The organism is Muriicola jejuensis (assembly GCF_010671595.1).
GTDB classification, from domain to species: domain Bacteria; phylum Bacteroidota; class Bacteroidia; order Flavobacteriales; family Flavobacteriaceae; genus Muriicola; species Muriicola jejuensis.
The window spans coordinates 74,311-86,761 of sequence record NZ_JAABOP010000002.1; the positions used below are offsets into that span (position 1 = coordinate 74,311).

Consider the following 12,451-nt stretch of genomic DNA (forward strand, 5'->3'; position numbering starts at 1 on the left):
GGAGATGAGTCAAAAGATCAGAATAAAGTTAAAATCATACGATTACAACCTGGTAGACAAGTCTGCCGAGAAAATTGTAAAGACCGTAAAGACCACCGGGGCTGTGGTAACCGGACCCATTCCGTTACCTACCCACAAGAAGATCTTTACCGTATTGCGTTCACCTCACGTGAATAAGAAATCGAGAGAACAATTTCAATTGAGCTCTTATAAAAGGCTATTGGATATTTACAGCTCGTCTTCCAAGACCATTGACGCTCTGATGAAGTTGGAGCTTCCCAGTGGTGTGGAAGTAGAGATCAAGGTGTGATAAAATAAGAGGGGGAGGCTGTGCCTTTCCCGGACATGTCCGGAGCAGTTTGCGAAGGAAAAACGGAAACAAAAATATATTCGGGGTCGGATTATTTTTGGCCCTGTTTTTTTGTCAGAAGAATTTGAATCATTAAAACAATTAATAATAAATAGTATGTCTGGGTTAATAGGAAGAAAAGTAGGCATGACCAGCATCTTTGACGAGAACGGGAAGAACATTCCCTGTACCGTGATCGAAGCCGGTCCATGCGTAGTTACCCAAGTCAGAACCGAAGAGGTAGACGGGTATAAAGCCCTTCAGCTCGGTTTCGATGACAAGGCAGAAAAACGTGCGAAGAAGTCCGAAGCAGGACACTTCAAAAAAGCAGGTGCTTCTCCCAAGAAAAAGGTCGTCGAATTCCGTCATTTTGAAGGAGAGCACAAATTGGGAGACACCCTAGGGGTAGACCTGTTTGTGGAAGGAGAGTTTGTGGATGTTACCGCAACTTCCAAAGGAAAAGGATTTCAGGGGGTAGTGAAGAGGCACGGCTTCGGCGGTGTCGGTCAGGCTACCCACGGACAGCACAACCGTTTGAGGGCACCTGGATCCATAGGTGCGGCCTCTTATCCTGCCAGGGTCTTCAAAGGAATGAAGATGGCCGGCAGAATGGGAGGAGAGCGGGTTACCGTTCAAAACCTGCGCGTCCTGAAAGTCGTACCGGAAAAGAACCTGATCGTCCTGAAAGGGTGCGTTCCCGGTCATAAAAATGCTTACTTAACGATCGAGAAATAATGAAGGTAGCAGTTTTAGACATCAACGGTAAAGATACAGGCAGAAAGGTAGAACTTTCTGACGCTGTATTCAAGATAGAGCCCAATACGCATGCCGTATACCTGGATGTGAAGCAGTACAGGGCCCACCAGAGGCAAGGTACCCACAAGGCGAAGGAAAGAGCTGAGATCGCAGGGAGTACCCGTAAGATCAAAAAGCAGAAGGGCACTGGTACCGCCAGAGCCGGTAGTATCAAATCCCCGGTCTTCAGAGGGGGTGGAAGGATCTTTGGTCCAAGGCCTAAGGATTACACCCTGAAACTCAACAAGAACCTGAAGCGCTTGGCCAGAAAATCGGCCCTGAGTATCAAGCATCAGGAGAATGCCATCCTGGTCGTGGAAGACTTCGCTTTCGAGACCCCAAAAACCAAAGATTTCCAGAAGGTGATCAAGGGGCTTGGACTGGAGAACAAAAAGTCCCTCTTTGTCTTGGGCGATACAAATAATAACGTATATTTGTCGTCGCGCAATTTGGAGGGCTCCGAGGTCATAACTAACTCAGAATTAAGTACTTACAAAATATTGAACGCAAACAATATTGTACTTTTGGAAGGGTCGTTGGAAGGGATCGAGGCCAATTTAAACAAATAGGAAATCATGAGTGTGTTAATAAAACCTATCATTACGGAAAAGATGACAGCAGACAGCGAGTTGCACAACCGCTATGGCTTCATCGTGGATCCCAGGGCCAACAAATTGCAGATCAAGGATGCAGTGGAAGGTACTTACGGAGTCTCTGTAAAGAAAGTGAGGACCATGAATTACGGCCCGACAAGAAAGACCAAGTACACAAAGACAGGGATTCAGCAAGGGAAGACAAACGCCTATAAAAAGGCCATTGTCGATGTTGCTGAGGGTGATGTCATTGATTTTTACAGTAATCTATAAAGACACCAAATGTCAGTTAGAAAATTAAAACCGATCACTCCCGGACAGCGATTTAAAGTAGTAAACGGATTTGACGCGCTTACTGCTGACAAGCCGGAGAAAAGCTTGCTTGCTCCGTTAAAAAAGTCGGGAGGTAGAAACAGTCATGGAAAGATGACCATGCGCCACAGGGGCGGTGGTCACAAAAGAAGGTATCGTCTGGTCGATTTCAAGAGGATGAAGCACGGTGTGGAGGCCGAGGTAAAATCGATTCAGTACGACCCTAACAGAACCGCCTTTATCGCTCTGATTGAGTACAAGGATGGTGAAAAGGGCTACATTATTGCCCCGAACGGATTGCAAATCGGGCAGACAGTGGTATCCGGAACAGGGTCAGCCCCTGAGATCGGCAATGCCATGCCGATCAATGAGATCCCCCTTGGTACGATCCTCTCCTGTATTGAATTGCGACCCGGACAAGGTGCAGTTCTTGCCAGAAGCGCAGGTACTTTTGCACAATTGATGGCGAAAGAGGGCAAATACGTAACGATCAAGTTACCCTCTGGTGAAACGAGGATGGTACTGGGCAACTGTACGGCTACCATTGGTGCCGTTTCCAACTCTGACCACCAGCTGATCGTATCCGGTAAGGCCGGCCGCAGCCGCTGGTTGGGCAGAAGGCCAAGAACAAGGCCAGTGGCCATGAACCCTGTGGATCACCCGATGGGTGGTGGTGAAGGAAGGGCTTCTGGAGGTCACCCAAGATCCAAGAAAGGTATTCCGGCCAAAGGCTTCAGGACGCGTTCCAAGACCAAGGATACCAACAGATATATCATAGAACGTAGAAAGAAATAAAAAGTAGAAAGAAATGGCACGTTCACTAAAAAAAGGACCCTACGTTCACCTCAGTCTGGAGAAGAAAGTCAGGCAGAATGTAGACTCAGGCAAGAAGACCGTGATCAAGACCTGGTCTAGGGCATCCATGATCACACCTGATTTCGTGGGTCAGACCATCGCTGTTCACAACGGAAAGCAATTCGTTCCCGTTTATGTGACTGAGAACATGGTAGGACACAAATTAGGGGAATTCTCACCGACGAGATCCTTCCGAGGTCATGCCGGAGCTAAAAATAAAGGTAAAAAGTAAGTAAGCTATGGGAGTTCGAAAAAAACAAATGGCCGAAAGAATCAAGGCAGAGAAGAAAGAGCTGGCATTTGCGAAGCTCAACAACTGTCCTACCTCGCCCCGTAAAATGCGCCTGGTCGCCGACCTGGTAAGAGGAGCAGAGGTAGAAAAGGCACTTGCCATCCTCAGGTTCAATCCGAAGGAAGCCTCCCGCAGGCTGGAAAAACTTTTGCTTTCCGCTATTGCCAACTGGCAGGCAAAGAACGAGGACGCGAACATCGAAGAGGCTGATCTCATCGTGAAGGAGATCCGCGTAGATTCAGGAAGAATGCTCAAGCGCCTCAGGCCTGCACCTCAGGGAAGGGCTCACAGGATAAGAAAACGTTCAAACCATGTCACCCTGGTGGTAGGTGCTAACAATAATACAGAAGCTTAGTATGGGACAGAAGACAAATCCAATAGGAAACCGCCTGGGAATCATCAGAGGATGGGAATCCAACTGGTACGGAGGCAATGATTACGGGGACAAACTCGCAGAGGATGACAAGATCCGGAAGTATGTTCACGCCCGTTTGGCCAAAGCCAGTGTTTCTAGGGTAATCATCGAAAGGACCCTTAAACTGATCACGGTGACCATCACAACGGCCAGGCCCGGTATCATTATCGGAAAAGGAGGTCAGGAAGTTGACAAGCTGAAGGAGGAATTGAAAAAGATCACCGACAAGGAGGTTCAGATCAACATTTTTGAGATCAAGAGGCCCGAGGTCGATGCCAATCTGGTAGCCGCGAGTGTAGCCCGTCAGATCGAGAACAGGATCTCTTACAGGCGAGCCATCAAAATGGCGATTGCCGCTGCGATGAGGATGAATGCCGAAGGTATAAAAGTGATGATCTCCGGACGTTTGAACGGAGCTGAAATGGCGCGTTCCGAGTCTTATAAGGAAGGAAGGATCCCGTTGTCTACCTTCAGGGCCGATATCGATTACGCTACGGACGAGGCCCATACAACCTATGGACGTCTGGGTATCAAGGTGTGGATCATGAAAGGTGAGGTTTACGGGAAAAGAGATCTTTCTCCTCTAGTGGGAATGTCTAAAGGAACCGGAAAGGAAAAGCCGGACACCGGAAAGAAACGCAGAAGAAAATAATTAGTAAAGTAGGAAGACATGTTACAGCCGAAAAGGACAAAGTTTCGCAAAGCGCAGAAAGGCCGTATGAAGGGGAATTCCGGAAGAGGTCACCAACTTTCCAATGGGATGTTTGGGATCAAATCGATGGATTCTGCCTTTATCACCTCGCGTCAGATCGAAGCTGCCCGTATAGCCGCAACCCGTTATATGAAAAGACAGGGTCAGTTATGGATCAAAATATTCCCGGACAAACCGATCACCAAAAAGCCTCTCGAGGTACGTATGGGTAAGGGTAAAGGTGCGCCGGAGTACTTTGTGGCCATAGTAAAGCCCGGCAGGATCATGTTCGAGGTAGCCGGAGTTCCTATGGACGTTGCCCAGGAAGCACTCAGGCTGGCAGCTCAAAAATTACCGGTAAAAACAAAATTCGTCGTGGCTAGGGATTACGAAGCCGCCTAATTTCAAAGGGATAATACCATGAAACAATCAGAGATAAAAGAATTGTCGGTAGAGGACTTGAAGGAGAAGTTGGCGGACCTTCAGAAGAAGCATGCCGATCTGAAGATGGCCCACGCTGTGACCCCCCTGGAGAATCCACTCCAGCTGAGGAAAGTAAAGAGGACAGTAGCCAGACTGGCCACAGAATTAACAAAAAGGGAAAACCAATAACGGGTTCTGCTTTATGGAAAAAAGAAATTTAAGAAAAGAACGAGTAGGCGTTGTAACCAGCAACAAAATGGAGAAATCCATTGTGGTTTCCGAAGTAAAGCGGGTAAAGCACCCTATGTACGGTAAGTTCGTATTGCGGACAAAGAAATATGTTGCACACGATGAAACCAATGACTGCAATATTGGGGATACTGTAAAGATCATGGAAACAAGACCTTTGAGTAAGACCAAATGCTGGAGATTGGTAGAAATCCTTGAAAGAGCTAAATAATTATGTTACAGCAAGAATCTAGACTTAAAGTGGCAGACAACACCGGAGCAAAAGAGGTGTTGACCATCCGTGTCCTGGGTGGTACCAAGAGAAGATACGCCTCCGTAGGAGACAAGATCGTGGTTTCTGTAAAGGAGGCTACTCCAAACGGAACCATCAAGAAAGGTGCAGTCTCCACAGCTGTGGTTGTGCGCACCAAAAAAGAAGTAAGGCGTCCTGACGGATCCTACATCAGGTTCGACGACAATGCTTGTGTACTTCTGAACCCTACCGGGGAGATGAGGGGTACAAGGGTCTTTGGTCCTGTGGCCAGAGAGCTCAGGGACAAACAGTTCATGAAGATTGTTTCATTAGCTCCCGAGGTGCTATAATTATACAAGAAGATGAAATTGAAAATAAAAACAGGGGATACAGTTCGGGTTGTAGCCGGAGACCATAAGGGATCTGAGGGCAAAGTCGTATCTGTAGACCGAGAGAAGAACAAGGCTATCGTGGAGGGTGTCAATACCGTTTCCAAACACGAAAAGCCAAGCGCCAAGAACCCTCAAGGGGGGATTGTAAAAAAAGAAGCACCCATCCATATTTCCAACCTGTCTCTGATCGACAAGAAATCAGGGGAAACCACCAGGGTAGGTTATGAGGTAAGGGATGGTAAGAAAGTGCGGGTTTCAAAGAAATCTAACGAGGTAATATAGTTATGGCTTACGTTCCAAGATTAAAGCAAGAATATCAAGAGCGGGTGATCGCAGCGCTGAAGGAGGAATTTGGGTACAGCAATATCATGCAGGTCCCCAAGTTGAAGAAGATCGTTGTCAGCAGGGGTGTGGGTGCCGCAGTAGCGGATAAGAAACTCATCGACCATGCCGTGGATGAACTCACCGCAATTACCGGCCAGAGGGCTGTCTCCACGATCTCTAAGAAGGACGTGGCTTCCTTCAAGCTGAGAAAAGGAATGCCCATTGGGGCCAAGGTGACCCTCAGGGGAGAGAAGATGTACGAATTCCTCGACAGGCTGGTGACCACCGCATTGCCCAGGGTAAGGGATTTCCAGGGGATCAGGGCCACGGGCTTTGACGGACGTGGGAATTACAACCTGGGGATCACGGAGCAGATTATCTTTCCGGAGATCAATATTGACAAGATCAACAGGATCAATGGAATGGATATCACTTTTGTGACCAGCGCAGAAACCGATAAAGAAGCACAATCCCTTCTGGCAGAATTGGGTCTGCCGTTTAAAAAGAATTAGTATGGCTAAAGAATCAATGAAAGCCCGCGAACGCAAAAGGGCTAAAATGGTAGCGAAATACGCAGAGAAGAGAAAGGCCCTCAAAGAGGCCGGCGATTACGAGGCATTGCAAAAACTGCCCAGGAACGCCTCTCCTGTTCGCATGCACAATCGCTGCAAGCTCACCGGAAGACCAAGGGGATACATGAGGACCTTTGGGTTATCCAGGGTAATGTTCAGGGAAATGGCCAACAAAGGGTTGATCCCGGGAGTTAAAAAAGCAAGTTGGTAATACTACTTAAAAAGGAAAGAACATGTTTACAGATCCTATCTCCGATTACTTGACAAGAATAAGAAACGCCAGCAGGGCGGGTCACAGGGTAGTAGAAATACCGGCTTCCAACCTCAAGAAGGAAATCACCAAGATTTTGTTCGATCAGGGCTATATCCTGAGCTATAAATTCGAGGAAGACAAAGTACAGGGAACCATCAAGATCGCCCTTAAGTACGATAAACAGACCAAAGAGCCTGTGATCAAGAAGATCCAGCGAATCAGCAAGCCGGGATTGCGCAAATACGCAGGTCACGAAGATCTGCCAAGGGTGTTGAACGGCCTGGGTATCGCGATCGTCTCCACCTCTCACGGGGTGATGACCAGCAAGCAGGCCAAGCAGGAGAACGTCGGTGGCGAAGTGCTTTGCTACGTTTATTAAAAAGAAAAAAGTATAAGAAATGTCTAGAATAGGTAACAATCCGATAGCGATCCCAGAGGGAACTACTGTAGAGGTCCGGGACAATATCATTACCGTCAAAGGAAAACTGGGTGAACTCTCTCAGGAATTCTCCTCCGTGAAAATAAAGGTAGAGGACGGACAGGTGTGGATCACCAGACCCTCAGATTCTAAGGATGACAGGACCAAGCACGGACTTTACAGGTCCTTGGTATTCAATATGGTAAAGGGAGTGTCTAAAGGTTGGACCAAAGAATTGGAACTGGTAGGGGTTGGTTACAGAGCCAGCAATCAGGGCCAGAAACTGGACCTCGCCCTGGGATTCTCACATAACATCATCATCGATCTGGCTCCCGAGGTCAAAGTGGAGACCACTTCGGAAAAGGGGAAGAACCCAACCATCAAACTGACCTCGCATGACAAGCAGTTGATCGGACAGGTCGCGGCTAAGATCCGTTCCTTCCGCAAGCCAGAGCCCTACAAAGGAAAAGGGATCAAATTTGTCGGTGAGCAATTGAGAAGAAAAGCAGGTAAATCAGCATAAGTAAGAGATCATGGCATTATCAAAGACTGAAAGACGGGACCGCATCCGAAGGAGAATCAGAAAGATTTCTTTCGGCACCACTGAAAGGCCCAGACTGTCTGTGTACAGGAGCAACAAGGAGATCTACGCCCAGATCATAGACGATACTGAGGGTAAGACCCTGGTAGCTGCTTCTTCCAGAGACAAGGAACTGAGCAAGACCAAGGGCACCAAAACAGAAATCGCCGCACTCGTGGGCAAGACCCTGGCTGAGAAAGCCTTAAAGGCCGGTATTGAGTCGGTAGCTTTTGACCGTGGGGGAAATCTTTACCACGGACGTGTTAAATCATTGGCAGAAGGTGCCAGAGAAGGCGGATTAAAATTTTAAGCGATTACTATGTACGGCAAATACAAGAATGTAGAAACAGTAAAACCCGGAGGTCTTGAACTCAAAGACAGGCTGGTAGGCGTTCAACGTGTCACCAAGGTAACCAAGGGGGGGAGAGCTTTCGGCTTCTCCGCCATCGTGGTCGTCGGAGACGAGAAAGGAGTGGTAGGACACGGCCTTGGCAAATCTAAGGAAGTCGCCACAGCCATTGCCAAAGCTATAGAGGATGCCAAGAAGAACCTGGTTCGCATCCCTTTGAGCAAAGGTACGCTGCCTCATGAGCAGAAAGGCAAATACGGAGGAGCAAGGGTATACATTCAGCCTGCTTCCCACGGTACAGGAGTTATAGCCGGGGGCGCGGTACGCGCGGTACTGGAATCCGTAGGAGTACAGGACGTTTTGTCCAAGTCTCAGGGTTCAAGCAACCCTCACAACGTGGTCAAGGCAACTTTCGACGCCCTGCTCCAGTTAAGGGATGCCAGGACGGTTGCTGCACAGCGCGGTATTGCCCTTGAAAAAGTTTTTAAAGGATAAGGAACGATGGGAAAGATAAAAGTAACTCAGGTAAAGAGCAGCATTAAGCGGCCTCAGAATCAGAAGAGGACCCTGGAGGCCCTCGGACTCAGGAAATTAGGACAACAGGTGGTACACGAAGACACCCCGAACATCCTGGGTATGATCAATAAAGTTAAACATTTGGTTTCTACGGAAGAAGCTTAAGAAAAGCGTGACGAAATGAATTTAAGCAATTTAAAACCAGCCGAAGGTTCCGTTCACAAGGATGGAAAGATCATAGGTAGGGGTCAGGGATCCGGAAAAGGAGGAACTGCCACCAGGGGACACAAGGGAGCCAAGTCGCGTTCCGGGTATTCCAAGAAAATAGGTTTTGAGGGTGGACAGATGCCGCTTCAACGCCGCGTCCCCAAGTTCGGTTTCAACAATATCAACCGCGTGTCCTACCGGGGTATCAACCTCAGTTCGCTACAGGAACTCGTAGATAGCGGGGCCGTAAAGAAGACCGTTACGCTGGAGGATCTGATCGCAAACGGACTGGCCGGAAAGAACGACCTTGTCAAAATATTGGGTGGAGGTGAACTGAAAGCAGGCCTGAAGATCACTGTCCACAAATTCACCGGAAGTGCCCAAAAGGCGATAGAGGCTGCCGGAGGAGAAGCAATAACACTATAAGAGAACGGGCCTTATGAAGAAATTTTTTGAGATCATATCAAATATCTGGAAGATAGAAGAGCTGAGGAAAAGGATTCTGATGACCCTCAGCCTTTTACTTGTCTACCGTTTTGGTGCACAGGTGGTCCTTCCCGGTATTGATACCTCACAATTGGCGGCCTTAACCAGTCAGACAGAAACAGGGATTCTCGGTATTTTGAACGCCTTTACCGGCGGTGCCTTCGCGAATGCTTCGGTCTTTGCCCTGGGGATCATGCCCTATATTTCTGCATCCATTGTGGTGCAGTTGATGGGGATCGCCGTGCCATATCTTCAGAAGCTCGATAAAGAAGGGGAAAGCGGCCGTAAGACCAAGAACCAGATCACCCGTTGGCTCACCATAGGGATCTGTATCGTCCAGGCGCCGGCATACCTTTACAGTCTGGGTGCCCTTGGGGTTCCGGACAGTGCATTCTTACTGGGGAAAGGCATGGGTTTCATCATTCCTTCCGTGATCATCCTGGTAACAGGCTGTGTATTTGCCATGTGGCTGGGTGAAAAGATCACCGACAAGGGTATCGGAAACGGGATCTCCCTCCTGATCATGATCGGGATCATCGCCACCATGCCCCAGGCTTTTGTACAGGAAGCGGTTACAAGGCTGGACGGGAACGGAGGCCCTATGCTTATACTCGTTGAAGTGATCCTGTGGTTCGTGGTCATCCTGGCCAGCGTCCTGCTGGTGATGGCTACGCGCAAGATCCCAGTACAGTACGCCAGGAGATCTGCTTCAGGGGGTTATGAAAAGAATATCATGGGGAGCAGGCAATACATACCTTTGAAACTGAACGCTTCAGGGGTAATGCCGATCATTTTCGCCCAGGCGATCATGTTTGCCCCCGGTCTGCTCGGACGTACCTTTAACGATACGGCGGTAGGGCAATGGATGGAAGTACAGTTCCAGGATATTTTCGGGCTGGCCTATAACATCCTTTTCGCCCTGTTGATCATCATTTTCACTTATTTCTATACGGCCATCACCGTACCGACGAACAAGATGGCAGATGATCTGAAAAGGAGCGGTGGATTTATTCCCGGTATCAGGCCCGGAAAGGAAACAGGAAATTTCCTGGACAAGATCATGTCCCTGATCACCCTCCCAGGCTCGGTCTTCCTCGCCATCATTGCAGTATTGCCTGCCATTGTGGTGAAGCTGATTGACATTCAGTCCGGTTGGGCTCTGTTTTACGGAGGGACCTCCCTGCTTATCATGGTGGGTGTGGCAATAGATACCGTACAACAGGTGAATGCATACCTGTTGAACCGTCATTACGACGGACTCATGAAAACCGGAAAGAACAGAAAAGTAGCATAGGATATGGCCAAACAAGCAGCAATAGAGCAGGACGGAAGTATCATTGAAGCATTGTCCAATGCCATGTTCAGGGTTGAACTGGAGAACGGACATGTGGTAACCGCTCATATCTCGGGGAAAATGCGAATGCACTATATCAAGCTTTTGCCCGGGGACAAGGTTAAACTGGAAATGAGTCCATATGACCTTACCAAGGCTAGAATTACATATAGATATTAAGAAACTCGAGACATGAAAGTAAGAGCATCGATAAAGAAAAGAAGCGCCGACTGCAAGATTGTTCGCAGAAAAGGCAGATTGTACGTAATCAATAAGAAGAATCCCAGATTCAAACAAAGACAAGGGTAATTATGGCAAGAATCGCAGGGGTAGATATCCCAAAACAAAAAAGAGGTGTAATAGCCCTCACCTATATCTTCGGAATTGGAAAGAGCAGGGCTCAGGAGATCCTGGACAAGGCTCAGGTGAATGCGGATACCAAGGTGTCCGACTGGTCAGACGACGAGATCGGCCGGATCCGTGACGCGGTTTCTTCTTACAAGATCGAAGGGGAGTTGCGTTCCGAGAACCAGCTCAACATCAAAAGGCTCATGGATATCGGTTGCTACCGCGGGATCCGACACAGATCAGGACTCCCTTTGCGCGGGCAACGGACCAAAAACAATTCCAGGACCCGTAAAGGAAAAAGAAAAACAGTGGCTAACAAGAAAAAAGCTACTAAGTAATAGCGCATAAGATGGCAAAGACAGGTACAAAAACAGCTGCAAAATCGACCAAGAAACGCAAGGTCATTGTCGAATCGACAGGTGAGGCACACATCACCGCTTCATTCAACAATATCATCATCTCCCTGACCAACAAGAAAGGGGATGTGATCTCCTGGGCCTCCGCCGGTAAAATGGGATTCAGGGGTTCCAAAAAGAATACCCCCTATGCGGCTCAGGTTGCAGCGGAGGAATGTGCTAAGACAGCTCATGAAGCGGGTCTGAGGAAGGTTAAGGTGTTCGTGAAGGGGCCAGGAAATGGTAGGGAATCAGCGATTCGCTCCCTGCACAATGCCGGGATAGAGGTCACCGAGATCATCGACGTTACCCCAATGCCCCACAACGGCTGCAGGCCACCAAAAAGACGAAGAGTTTAATACTTATTTCCTAAATAAATTTCTCACAAAAGTGTAGTTACGATTATCGAAGGATAAGCCTTAATTCATAATCACACTTTTAATTTCAAAGAAGATGGCAAGATACACAGGACCAAAATCAAAGATCGCCCGTAAATTCGGTGAAGCGATCTTCGGCGATGACAAATCGTTCGAAAAGAAGAATTACCCACCGGGACAGCACGGTAACAACAGGCGTCGCGGTAAAAAATCGGAGTATGCGATCCAGTTGATGGAAAAGCAAAAGGCCAAGTATACCTACGGTATTCTCGAAAGGCAATTCCGCAACCTTTTTGCAAGGGCTAACCGCAGCAAGGGCGTTACCGGGGAGGTACTGCTTCAGTTGTGCGAATCCCGACTAGACAACGTGGTCTACAGGATGGGAATTTCTACCTCCAGGAGCGGAGCACGCCAGCTGGTTTCCCACAGGCATATCACCGTAAACGGAGATGTGGTCAATATACCCTCTTATTCCCTGAATCCAGGGGATGTGGTAGGAGTGAGGGAAAAATCCAAATCCCTGCAGACGATTCAGGACTCGCTGTCAGCCAACAGCAGTGTGTACGAGTGGATCACCTGGAACTCTGAAAAGAAGGAAGGAACCTTTGTATCCGTTCCCGAGAGGATGCAGATCCCCGAGAACATCAAAGAACAATTAATCGTTGAGTTATACTCTAAATAAACCACATATACCT

At 48.3% G+C, this 12,451-nt stretch carries 27 protein-coding genes; all 27 read left to right on the plus strand.

What is annotated here, in order from left to right:
• The first annotated feature begins 4 nt into the window (after window positions 1-4).
• Window positions 5-310, plus strand: a complete 306-nt coding sequence (gene rpsJ, locus GWK09_RS08285; RefSeq protein ID WP_008613600.1) for a 30S ribosomal protein S10 — start codon at window positions 5-7, stop codon at window positions 308-310.
• 156 nt (window positions 311-466) lie between these two features.
• A complete protein-coding gene (rplC, locus tag GWK09_RS08290) occupies window positions 467-1,084 on the plus strand; it encodes a 50S ribosomal protein L3 (protein ID WP_163692669.1) in 618 nt (205 codons plus the stop codon).
• On the plus strand, window positions 1,084-1,713 hold the full coding sequence (gene rplD / locus GWK09_RS08295; protein WP_163692671.1) for a 50S ribosomal protein L4: 630 nt from the start codon (window positions 1,084-1,086) through the stop codon (window positions 1,711-1,713). Before rplC ends, rplD begins: the two co-directional genes overlap by 1 nt.
• Window positions 1,714-1,719: 6 nt before the next feature.
• On the plus strand, window positions 1,720-2,010 hold the full coding sequence (rplW, locus tag GWK09_RS08300) for a 50S ribosomal protein L23 (protein WP_163692673.1): 291 nt from the start codon (window positions 1,720-1,722) through the stop codon (window positions 2,008-2,010).
• Window positions 2,011-2,019: 9 nt separating this feature from the next.
• Window positions 2,020-2,844: a 50S ribosomal protein L2 gene (rplB, locus tag GWK09_RS08305; protein ID WP_163692675.1), complete on the plus strand. Its 825-nt coding sequence runs from the start codon at window positions 2,020-2,022 to the stop codon at window positions 2,842-2,844.
• Between the two features lie 13 nt (window positions 2,845-2,857).
• A complete protein-coding gene (rpsS, locus tag GWK09_RS08310) occupies window positions 2,858-3,136 on the plus strand; it encodes a 30S ribosomal protein S19 (protein WP_163692676.1) in 279 nt (92 codons plus the stop codon).
• Between the two features lie 7 nt (window positions 3,137-3,143).
• Window positions 3,144-3,551 carry a 50S ribosomal protein L22 gene (gene rplV, locus GWK09_RS08315; protein WP_163692678.1) on the plus strand — a complete coding sequence of 136 codons (408 nt, stop codon included), beginning with the start codon at window positions 3,144-3,146 and terminating at the stop codon, window positions 3,549-3,551.
• Between the two features lies 1 nt (window position 3,552).
• On the plus strand, window positions 3,553-4,263 hold the full coding sequence (gene rpsC / locus GWK09_RS08320; protein ID WP_163692680.1) for a 30S ribosomal protein S3: 711 nt from the start codon (window positions 3,553-3,555) through the stop codon (window positions 4,261-4,263).
• A gap of 18 nt (window positions 4,264-4,281) precedes the next feature.
• Window positions 4,282-4,704 (plus strand): 50S ribosomal protein L16, encoded by a 423-nt coding sequence (gene rplP, locus GWK09_RS08325; protein ID WP_163692682.1) that lies wholly within the window; start codon window positions 4,282-4,284, stop codon window positions 4,702-4,704.
• Window positions 4,705-4,722: 18 nt separating this feature from the next.
• The gene (gene rpmC / locus GWK09_RS08330) at window positions 4,723-4,914 is read left to right on the plus strand and encodes a 50S ribosomal protein L29 (RefSeq protein WP_163692684.1); all 192 of its coding nucleotides are present in this window, start codon (window positions 4,723-4,725) and stop codon (window positions 4,912-4,914) included.
• Between the two features lie 13 nt (window positions 4,915-4,927).
• On the plus strand, window positions 4,928-5,185 hold the full coding sequence (gene rpsQ, locus GWK09_RS08335; RefSeq protein WP_066424976.1) for a 30S ribosomal protein S17: 258 nt from the start codon (window positions 4,928-4,930) through the stop codon (window positions 5,183-5,185).
• Window positions 5,186-5,187: 2 nt separating this feature from the next.
• Entirely contained in the window at window positions 5,188-5,556 is a 369-nt protein-coding gene (gene rplN / locus GWK09_RS08340; protein ID WP_129605547.1) for a 50S ribosomal protein L14, read from the plus strand.
• Window positions 5,557-5,568: 12 nt separating this feature from the next.
• A complete protein-coding gene (gene rplX, locus GWK09_RS08345; protein WP_163692685.1) occupies window positions 5,569-5,880 on the plus strand; it encodes a 50S ribosomal protein L24 in 312 nt (103 codons plus the stop codon).
• A 2-nt stretch (window positions 5,881-5,882) separates the two neighbouring features.
• The gene (gene rplE, locus GWK09_RS08350; RefSeq protein WP_163692687.1) at window positions 5,883-6,434 is read left to right on the plus strand and encodes a 50S ribosomal protein L5; all 552 of its coding nucleotides are present in this window, start codon (window positions 5,883-5,885) and stop codon (window positions 6,432-6,434) included.
• A 1-nt stretch (window position 6,435) separates the two neighbouring features.
• Window positions 6,436-6,705, plus strand: coding sequence for a 30S ribosomal protein S14 (rpsN, locus tag GWK09_RS08355; protein WP_163692689.1), 270 nt, complete (start codon window positions 6,436-6,438; stop codon window positions 6,703-6,705).
• Window positions 6,706-6,727: 22 nt separating this feature from the next.
• Window positions 6,728-7,126: a 30S ribosomal protein S8 gene (gene rpsH / locus GWK09_RS08360; RefSeq protein ID WP_163692691.1), complete on the plus strand. Its 399-nt coding sequence runs from the start codon at window positions 6,728-6,730 to the stop codon at window positions 7,124-7,126.
• 19 nt (window positions 7,127-7,145) lie between these two features.
• Complete coding sequence (rplF, locus tag GWK09_RS08365) at window positions 7,146-7,688, plus strand: 50S ribosomal protein L6 (RefSeq protein ID WP_163692693.1); 543 nt, start codon at window positions 7,146-7,148, stop codon at window positions 7,686-7,688.
• A 10-nt stretch (window positions 7,689-7,698) separates the two neighbouring features.
• Window positions 7,699-8,055: a 50S ribosomal protein L18 gene (rplR, locus tag GWK09_RS08370; protein ID WP_163692695.1), complete on the plus strand. Its 357-nt coding sequence runs from the start codon at window positions 7,699-7,701 to the stop codon at window positions 8,053-8,055.
• Window positions 8,056-8,064: 9 nt separating this feature from the next.
• Complete coding sequence (gene rpsE, locus GWK09_RS08375; RefSeq protein WP_163692697.1) at window positions 8,065-8,589, plus strand: 30S ribosomal protein S5; 525 nt, start codon at window positions 8,065-8,067, stop codon at window positions 8,587-8,589.
• Window positions 8,590-8,595: 6 nt separating this feature from the next.
• Window positions 8,596-8,775 (plus strand): 50S ribosomal protein L30, encoded by a 180-nt coding sequence (rpmD, locus tag GWK09_RS08380; protein ID WP_163692699.1) that lies wholly within the window; start codon window positions 8,596-8,598, stop codon window positions 8,773-8,775.
• Between the two features lie 15 nt (window positions 8,776-8,790).
• Window positions 8,791-9,243 carry a 50S ribosomal protein L15 gene (gene rplO, locus GWK09_RS08385; protein WP_163692702.1) on the plus strand — a complete coding sequence of 151 codons (453 nt, stop codon included), beginning with the start codon at window positions 8,791-8,793 and terminating at the stop codon, window positions 9,241-9,243.
• Between the two features lie 13 nt (window positions 9,244-9,256).
• Window positions 9,257-10,597 carry a preprotein translocase subunit SecY gene (gene secY / locus GWK09_RS08390; RefSeq protein WP_163692704.1) on the plus strand — a complete coding sequence of 447 codons (1,341 nt, stop codon included), beginning with the start codon at window positions 9,257-9,259 and terminating at the stop codon, window positions 10,595-10,597.
• A gap of 3 nt (window positions 10,598-10,600) precedes the next feature.
• Window positions 10,601-10,816, plus strand: coding sequence for a translation initiation factor IF-1 (gene infA / locus GWK09_RS08395; RefSeq protein WP_013305172.1), 216 nt, complete (start codon window positions 10,601-10,603; stop codon window positions 10,814-10,816).
• A 12-nt stretch (window positions 10,817-10,828) separates the two neighbouring features.
• On the plus strand, window positions 10,829-10,945 hold the full coding sequence (ykgO, locus tag GWK09_RS08400) for a type B 50S ribosomal protein L36 (protein WP_010519235.1): 117 nt from the start codon (window positions 10,829-10,831) through the stop codon (window positions 10,943-10,945).
• A 2-nt stretch (window positions 10,946-10,947) separates the two neighbouring features.
• A complete protein-coding gene (gene rpsM, locus GWK09_RS08405; RefSeq protein ID WP_163692706.1) occupies window positions 10,948-11,322 on the plus strand; it encodes a 30S ribosomal protein S13 in 375 nt (124 codons plus the stop codon).
• 11 nt (window positions 11,323-11,333) lie between these two features.
• A complete protein-coding gene (gene rpsK / locus GWK09_RS08410; RefSeq protein ID WP_163692708.1) occupies window positions 11,334-11,738 on the plus strand; it encodes a 30S ribosomal protein S11 in 405 nt (134 codons plus the stop codon).
• 94 nt (window positions 11,739-11,832) lie between these two features.
• Window positions 11,833-12,438 (plus strand): 30S ribosomal protein S4, encoded by a 606-nt coding sequence (rpsD, locus tag GWK09_RS08415; RefSeq protein WP_163692710.1) that lies wholly within the window; start codon window positions 11,833-11,835, stop codon window positions 12,436-12,438.
• The last annotated feature ends 13 nt before the right edge of the window (window positions 12,439-12,451 follow it).

What these genes read in the sequence shown, in the direction of transcription:
- rpsJ (WP_008613600.1), top strand. Translation starts at nt 5, where the DNA reads ATGAGTCAAAAGATCAGAATAAAGTTAAAATCATACGATTACAACCTG.
- rplC (WP_163692669.1), top strand. Translation starts at nt 467, where the DNA reads ATGTCTGGGTTAATAGGAAGAAAAGTAGGCATGACCAGCATCTTTGAC.
- rplD (WP_163692671.1), top strand. Translation starts at nt 1,084, where the DNA reads ATGAAGGTAGCAGTTTTAGACATCAACGGTAAAGATACAGGCAGAAAG.
- rplW (WP_163692673.1), top strand. Translation starts at nt 1,720, where the DNA reads ATGAGTGTGTTAATAAAACCTATCATTACGGAAAAGATGACAGCAGAC.
- rplB (WP_163692675.1), top strand. Translation starts at nt 2,020, where the DNA reads ATGTCAGTTAGAAAATTAAAACCGATCACTCCCGGACAGCGATTTAAA.
- rpsS (WP_163692676.1), top strand. Translation starts at nt 2,858, where the DNA reads ATGGCACGTTCACTAAAAAAAGGACCCTACGTTCACCTCAGTCTGGAG.
- rplV (WP_163692678.1), top strand. Translation starts at nt 3,144, where the DNA reads ATGGGAGTTCGAAAAAAACAAATGGCCGAAAGAATCAAGGCAGAGAAG.
- rpsC (WP_163692680.1), top strand. Translation starts at nt 3,553, where the DNA reads ATGGGACAGAAGACAAATCCAATAGGAAACCGCCTGGGAATCATCAGA.
- rplP (WP_163692682.1), top strand. Translation starts at nt 4,282, where the DNA reads ATGTTACAGCCGAAAAGGACAAAGTTTCGCAAAGCGCAGAAAGGCCGT.
- rpmC (WP_163692684.1), top strand. Translation starts at nt 4,723, where the DNA reads ATGAAACAATCAGAGATAAAAGAATTGTCGGTAGAGGACTTGAAGGAG.
- rpsQ (WP_066424976.1), top strand. Translation starts at nt 4,928, where the DNA reads ATGGAAAAAAGAAATTTAAGAAAAGAACGAGTAGGCGTTGTAACCAGC.
- rplN (WP_129605547.1), top strand. Translation starts at nt 5,188, where the DNA reads ATGTTACAGCAAGAATCTAGACTTAAAGTGGCAGACAACACCGGAGCA.
- rplX (WP_163692685.1), top strand. Translation starts at nt 5,569, where the DNA reads ATGAAATTGAAAATAAAAACAGGGGATACAGTTCGGGTTGTAGCCGGA.
- rplE (WP_163692687.1), top strand. Translation starts at nt 5,883, where the DNA reads ATGGCTTACGTTCCAAGATTAAAGCAAGAATATCAAGAGCGGGTGATC.
- rpsN (WP_163692689.1), top strand. Translation starts at nt 6,436, where the DNA reads ATGGCTAAAGAATCAATGAAAGCCCGCGAACGCAAAAGGGCTAAAATG.
- rpsH (WP_163692691.1), top strand. Translation starts at nt 6,728, where the DNA reads ATGTTTACAGATCCTATCTCCGATTACTTGACAAGAATAAGAAACGCC.
- rplF (WP_163692693.1), top strand. Translation starts at nt 7,146, where the DNA reads ATGTCTAGAATAGGTAACAATCCGATAGCGATCCCAGAGGGAACTACT.
- rplR (WP_163692695.1), top strand. Translation starts at nt 7,699, where the DNA reads ATGGCATTATCAAAGACTGAAAGACGGGACCGCATCCGAAGGAGAATC.
- rpsE (WP_163692697.1), top strand. Translation starts at nt 8,065, where the DNA reads ATGTACGGCAAATACAAGAATGTAGAAACAGTAAAACCCGGAGGTCTT.
- rpmD (WP_163692699.1), top strand. Translation starts at nt 8,596, where the DNA reads ATGGGAAAGATAAAAGTAACTCAGGTAAAGAGCAGCATTAAGCGGCCT.
- rplO (WP_163692702.1), top strand. Translation starts at nt 8,791, where the DNA reads ATGAATTTAAGCAATTTAAAACCAGCCGAAGGTTCCGTTCACAAGGAT.
- secY (WP_163692704.1), top strand. Translation starts at nt 9,257, where the DNA reads ATGAAGAAATTTTTTGAGATCATATCAAATATCTGGAAGATAGAAGAG.
- infA (WP_013305172.1), top strand. Translation starts at nt 10,601, where the DNA reads ATGGCCAAACAAGCAGCAATAGAGCAGGACGGAAGTATCATTGAAGCA.
- ykgO (WP_010519235.1), top strand. Translation starts at nt 10,829, where the DNA reads ATGAAAGTAAGAGCATCGATAAAGAAAAGAAGCGCCGACTGCAAGATT.
- rpsM (WP_163692706.1), top strand. Translation starts at nt 10,948, where the DNA reads ATGGCAAGAATCGCAGGGGTAGATATCCCAAAACAAAAAAGAGGTGTA.
- rpsK (WP_163692708.1), top strand. Translation starts at nt 11,334, where the DNA reads ATGGCAAAGACAGGTACAAAAACAGCTGCAAAATCGACCAAGAAACGC.
- rpsD (WP_163692710.1), top strand. Translation starts at nt 11,833, where the DNA reads ATGGCAAGATACACAGGACCAAAATCAAAGATCGCCCGTAAATTCGGT.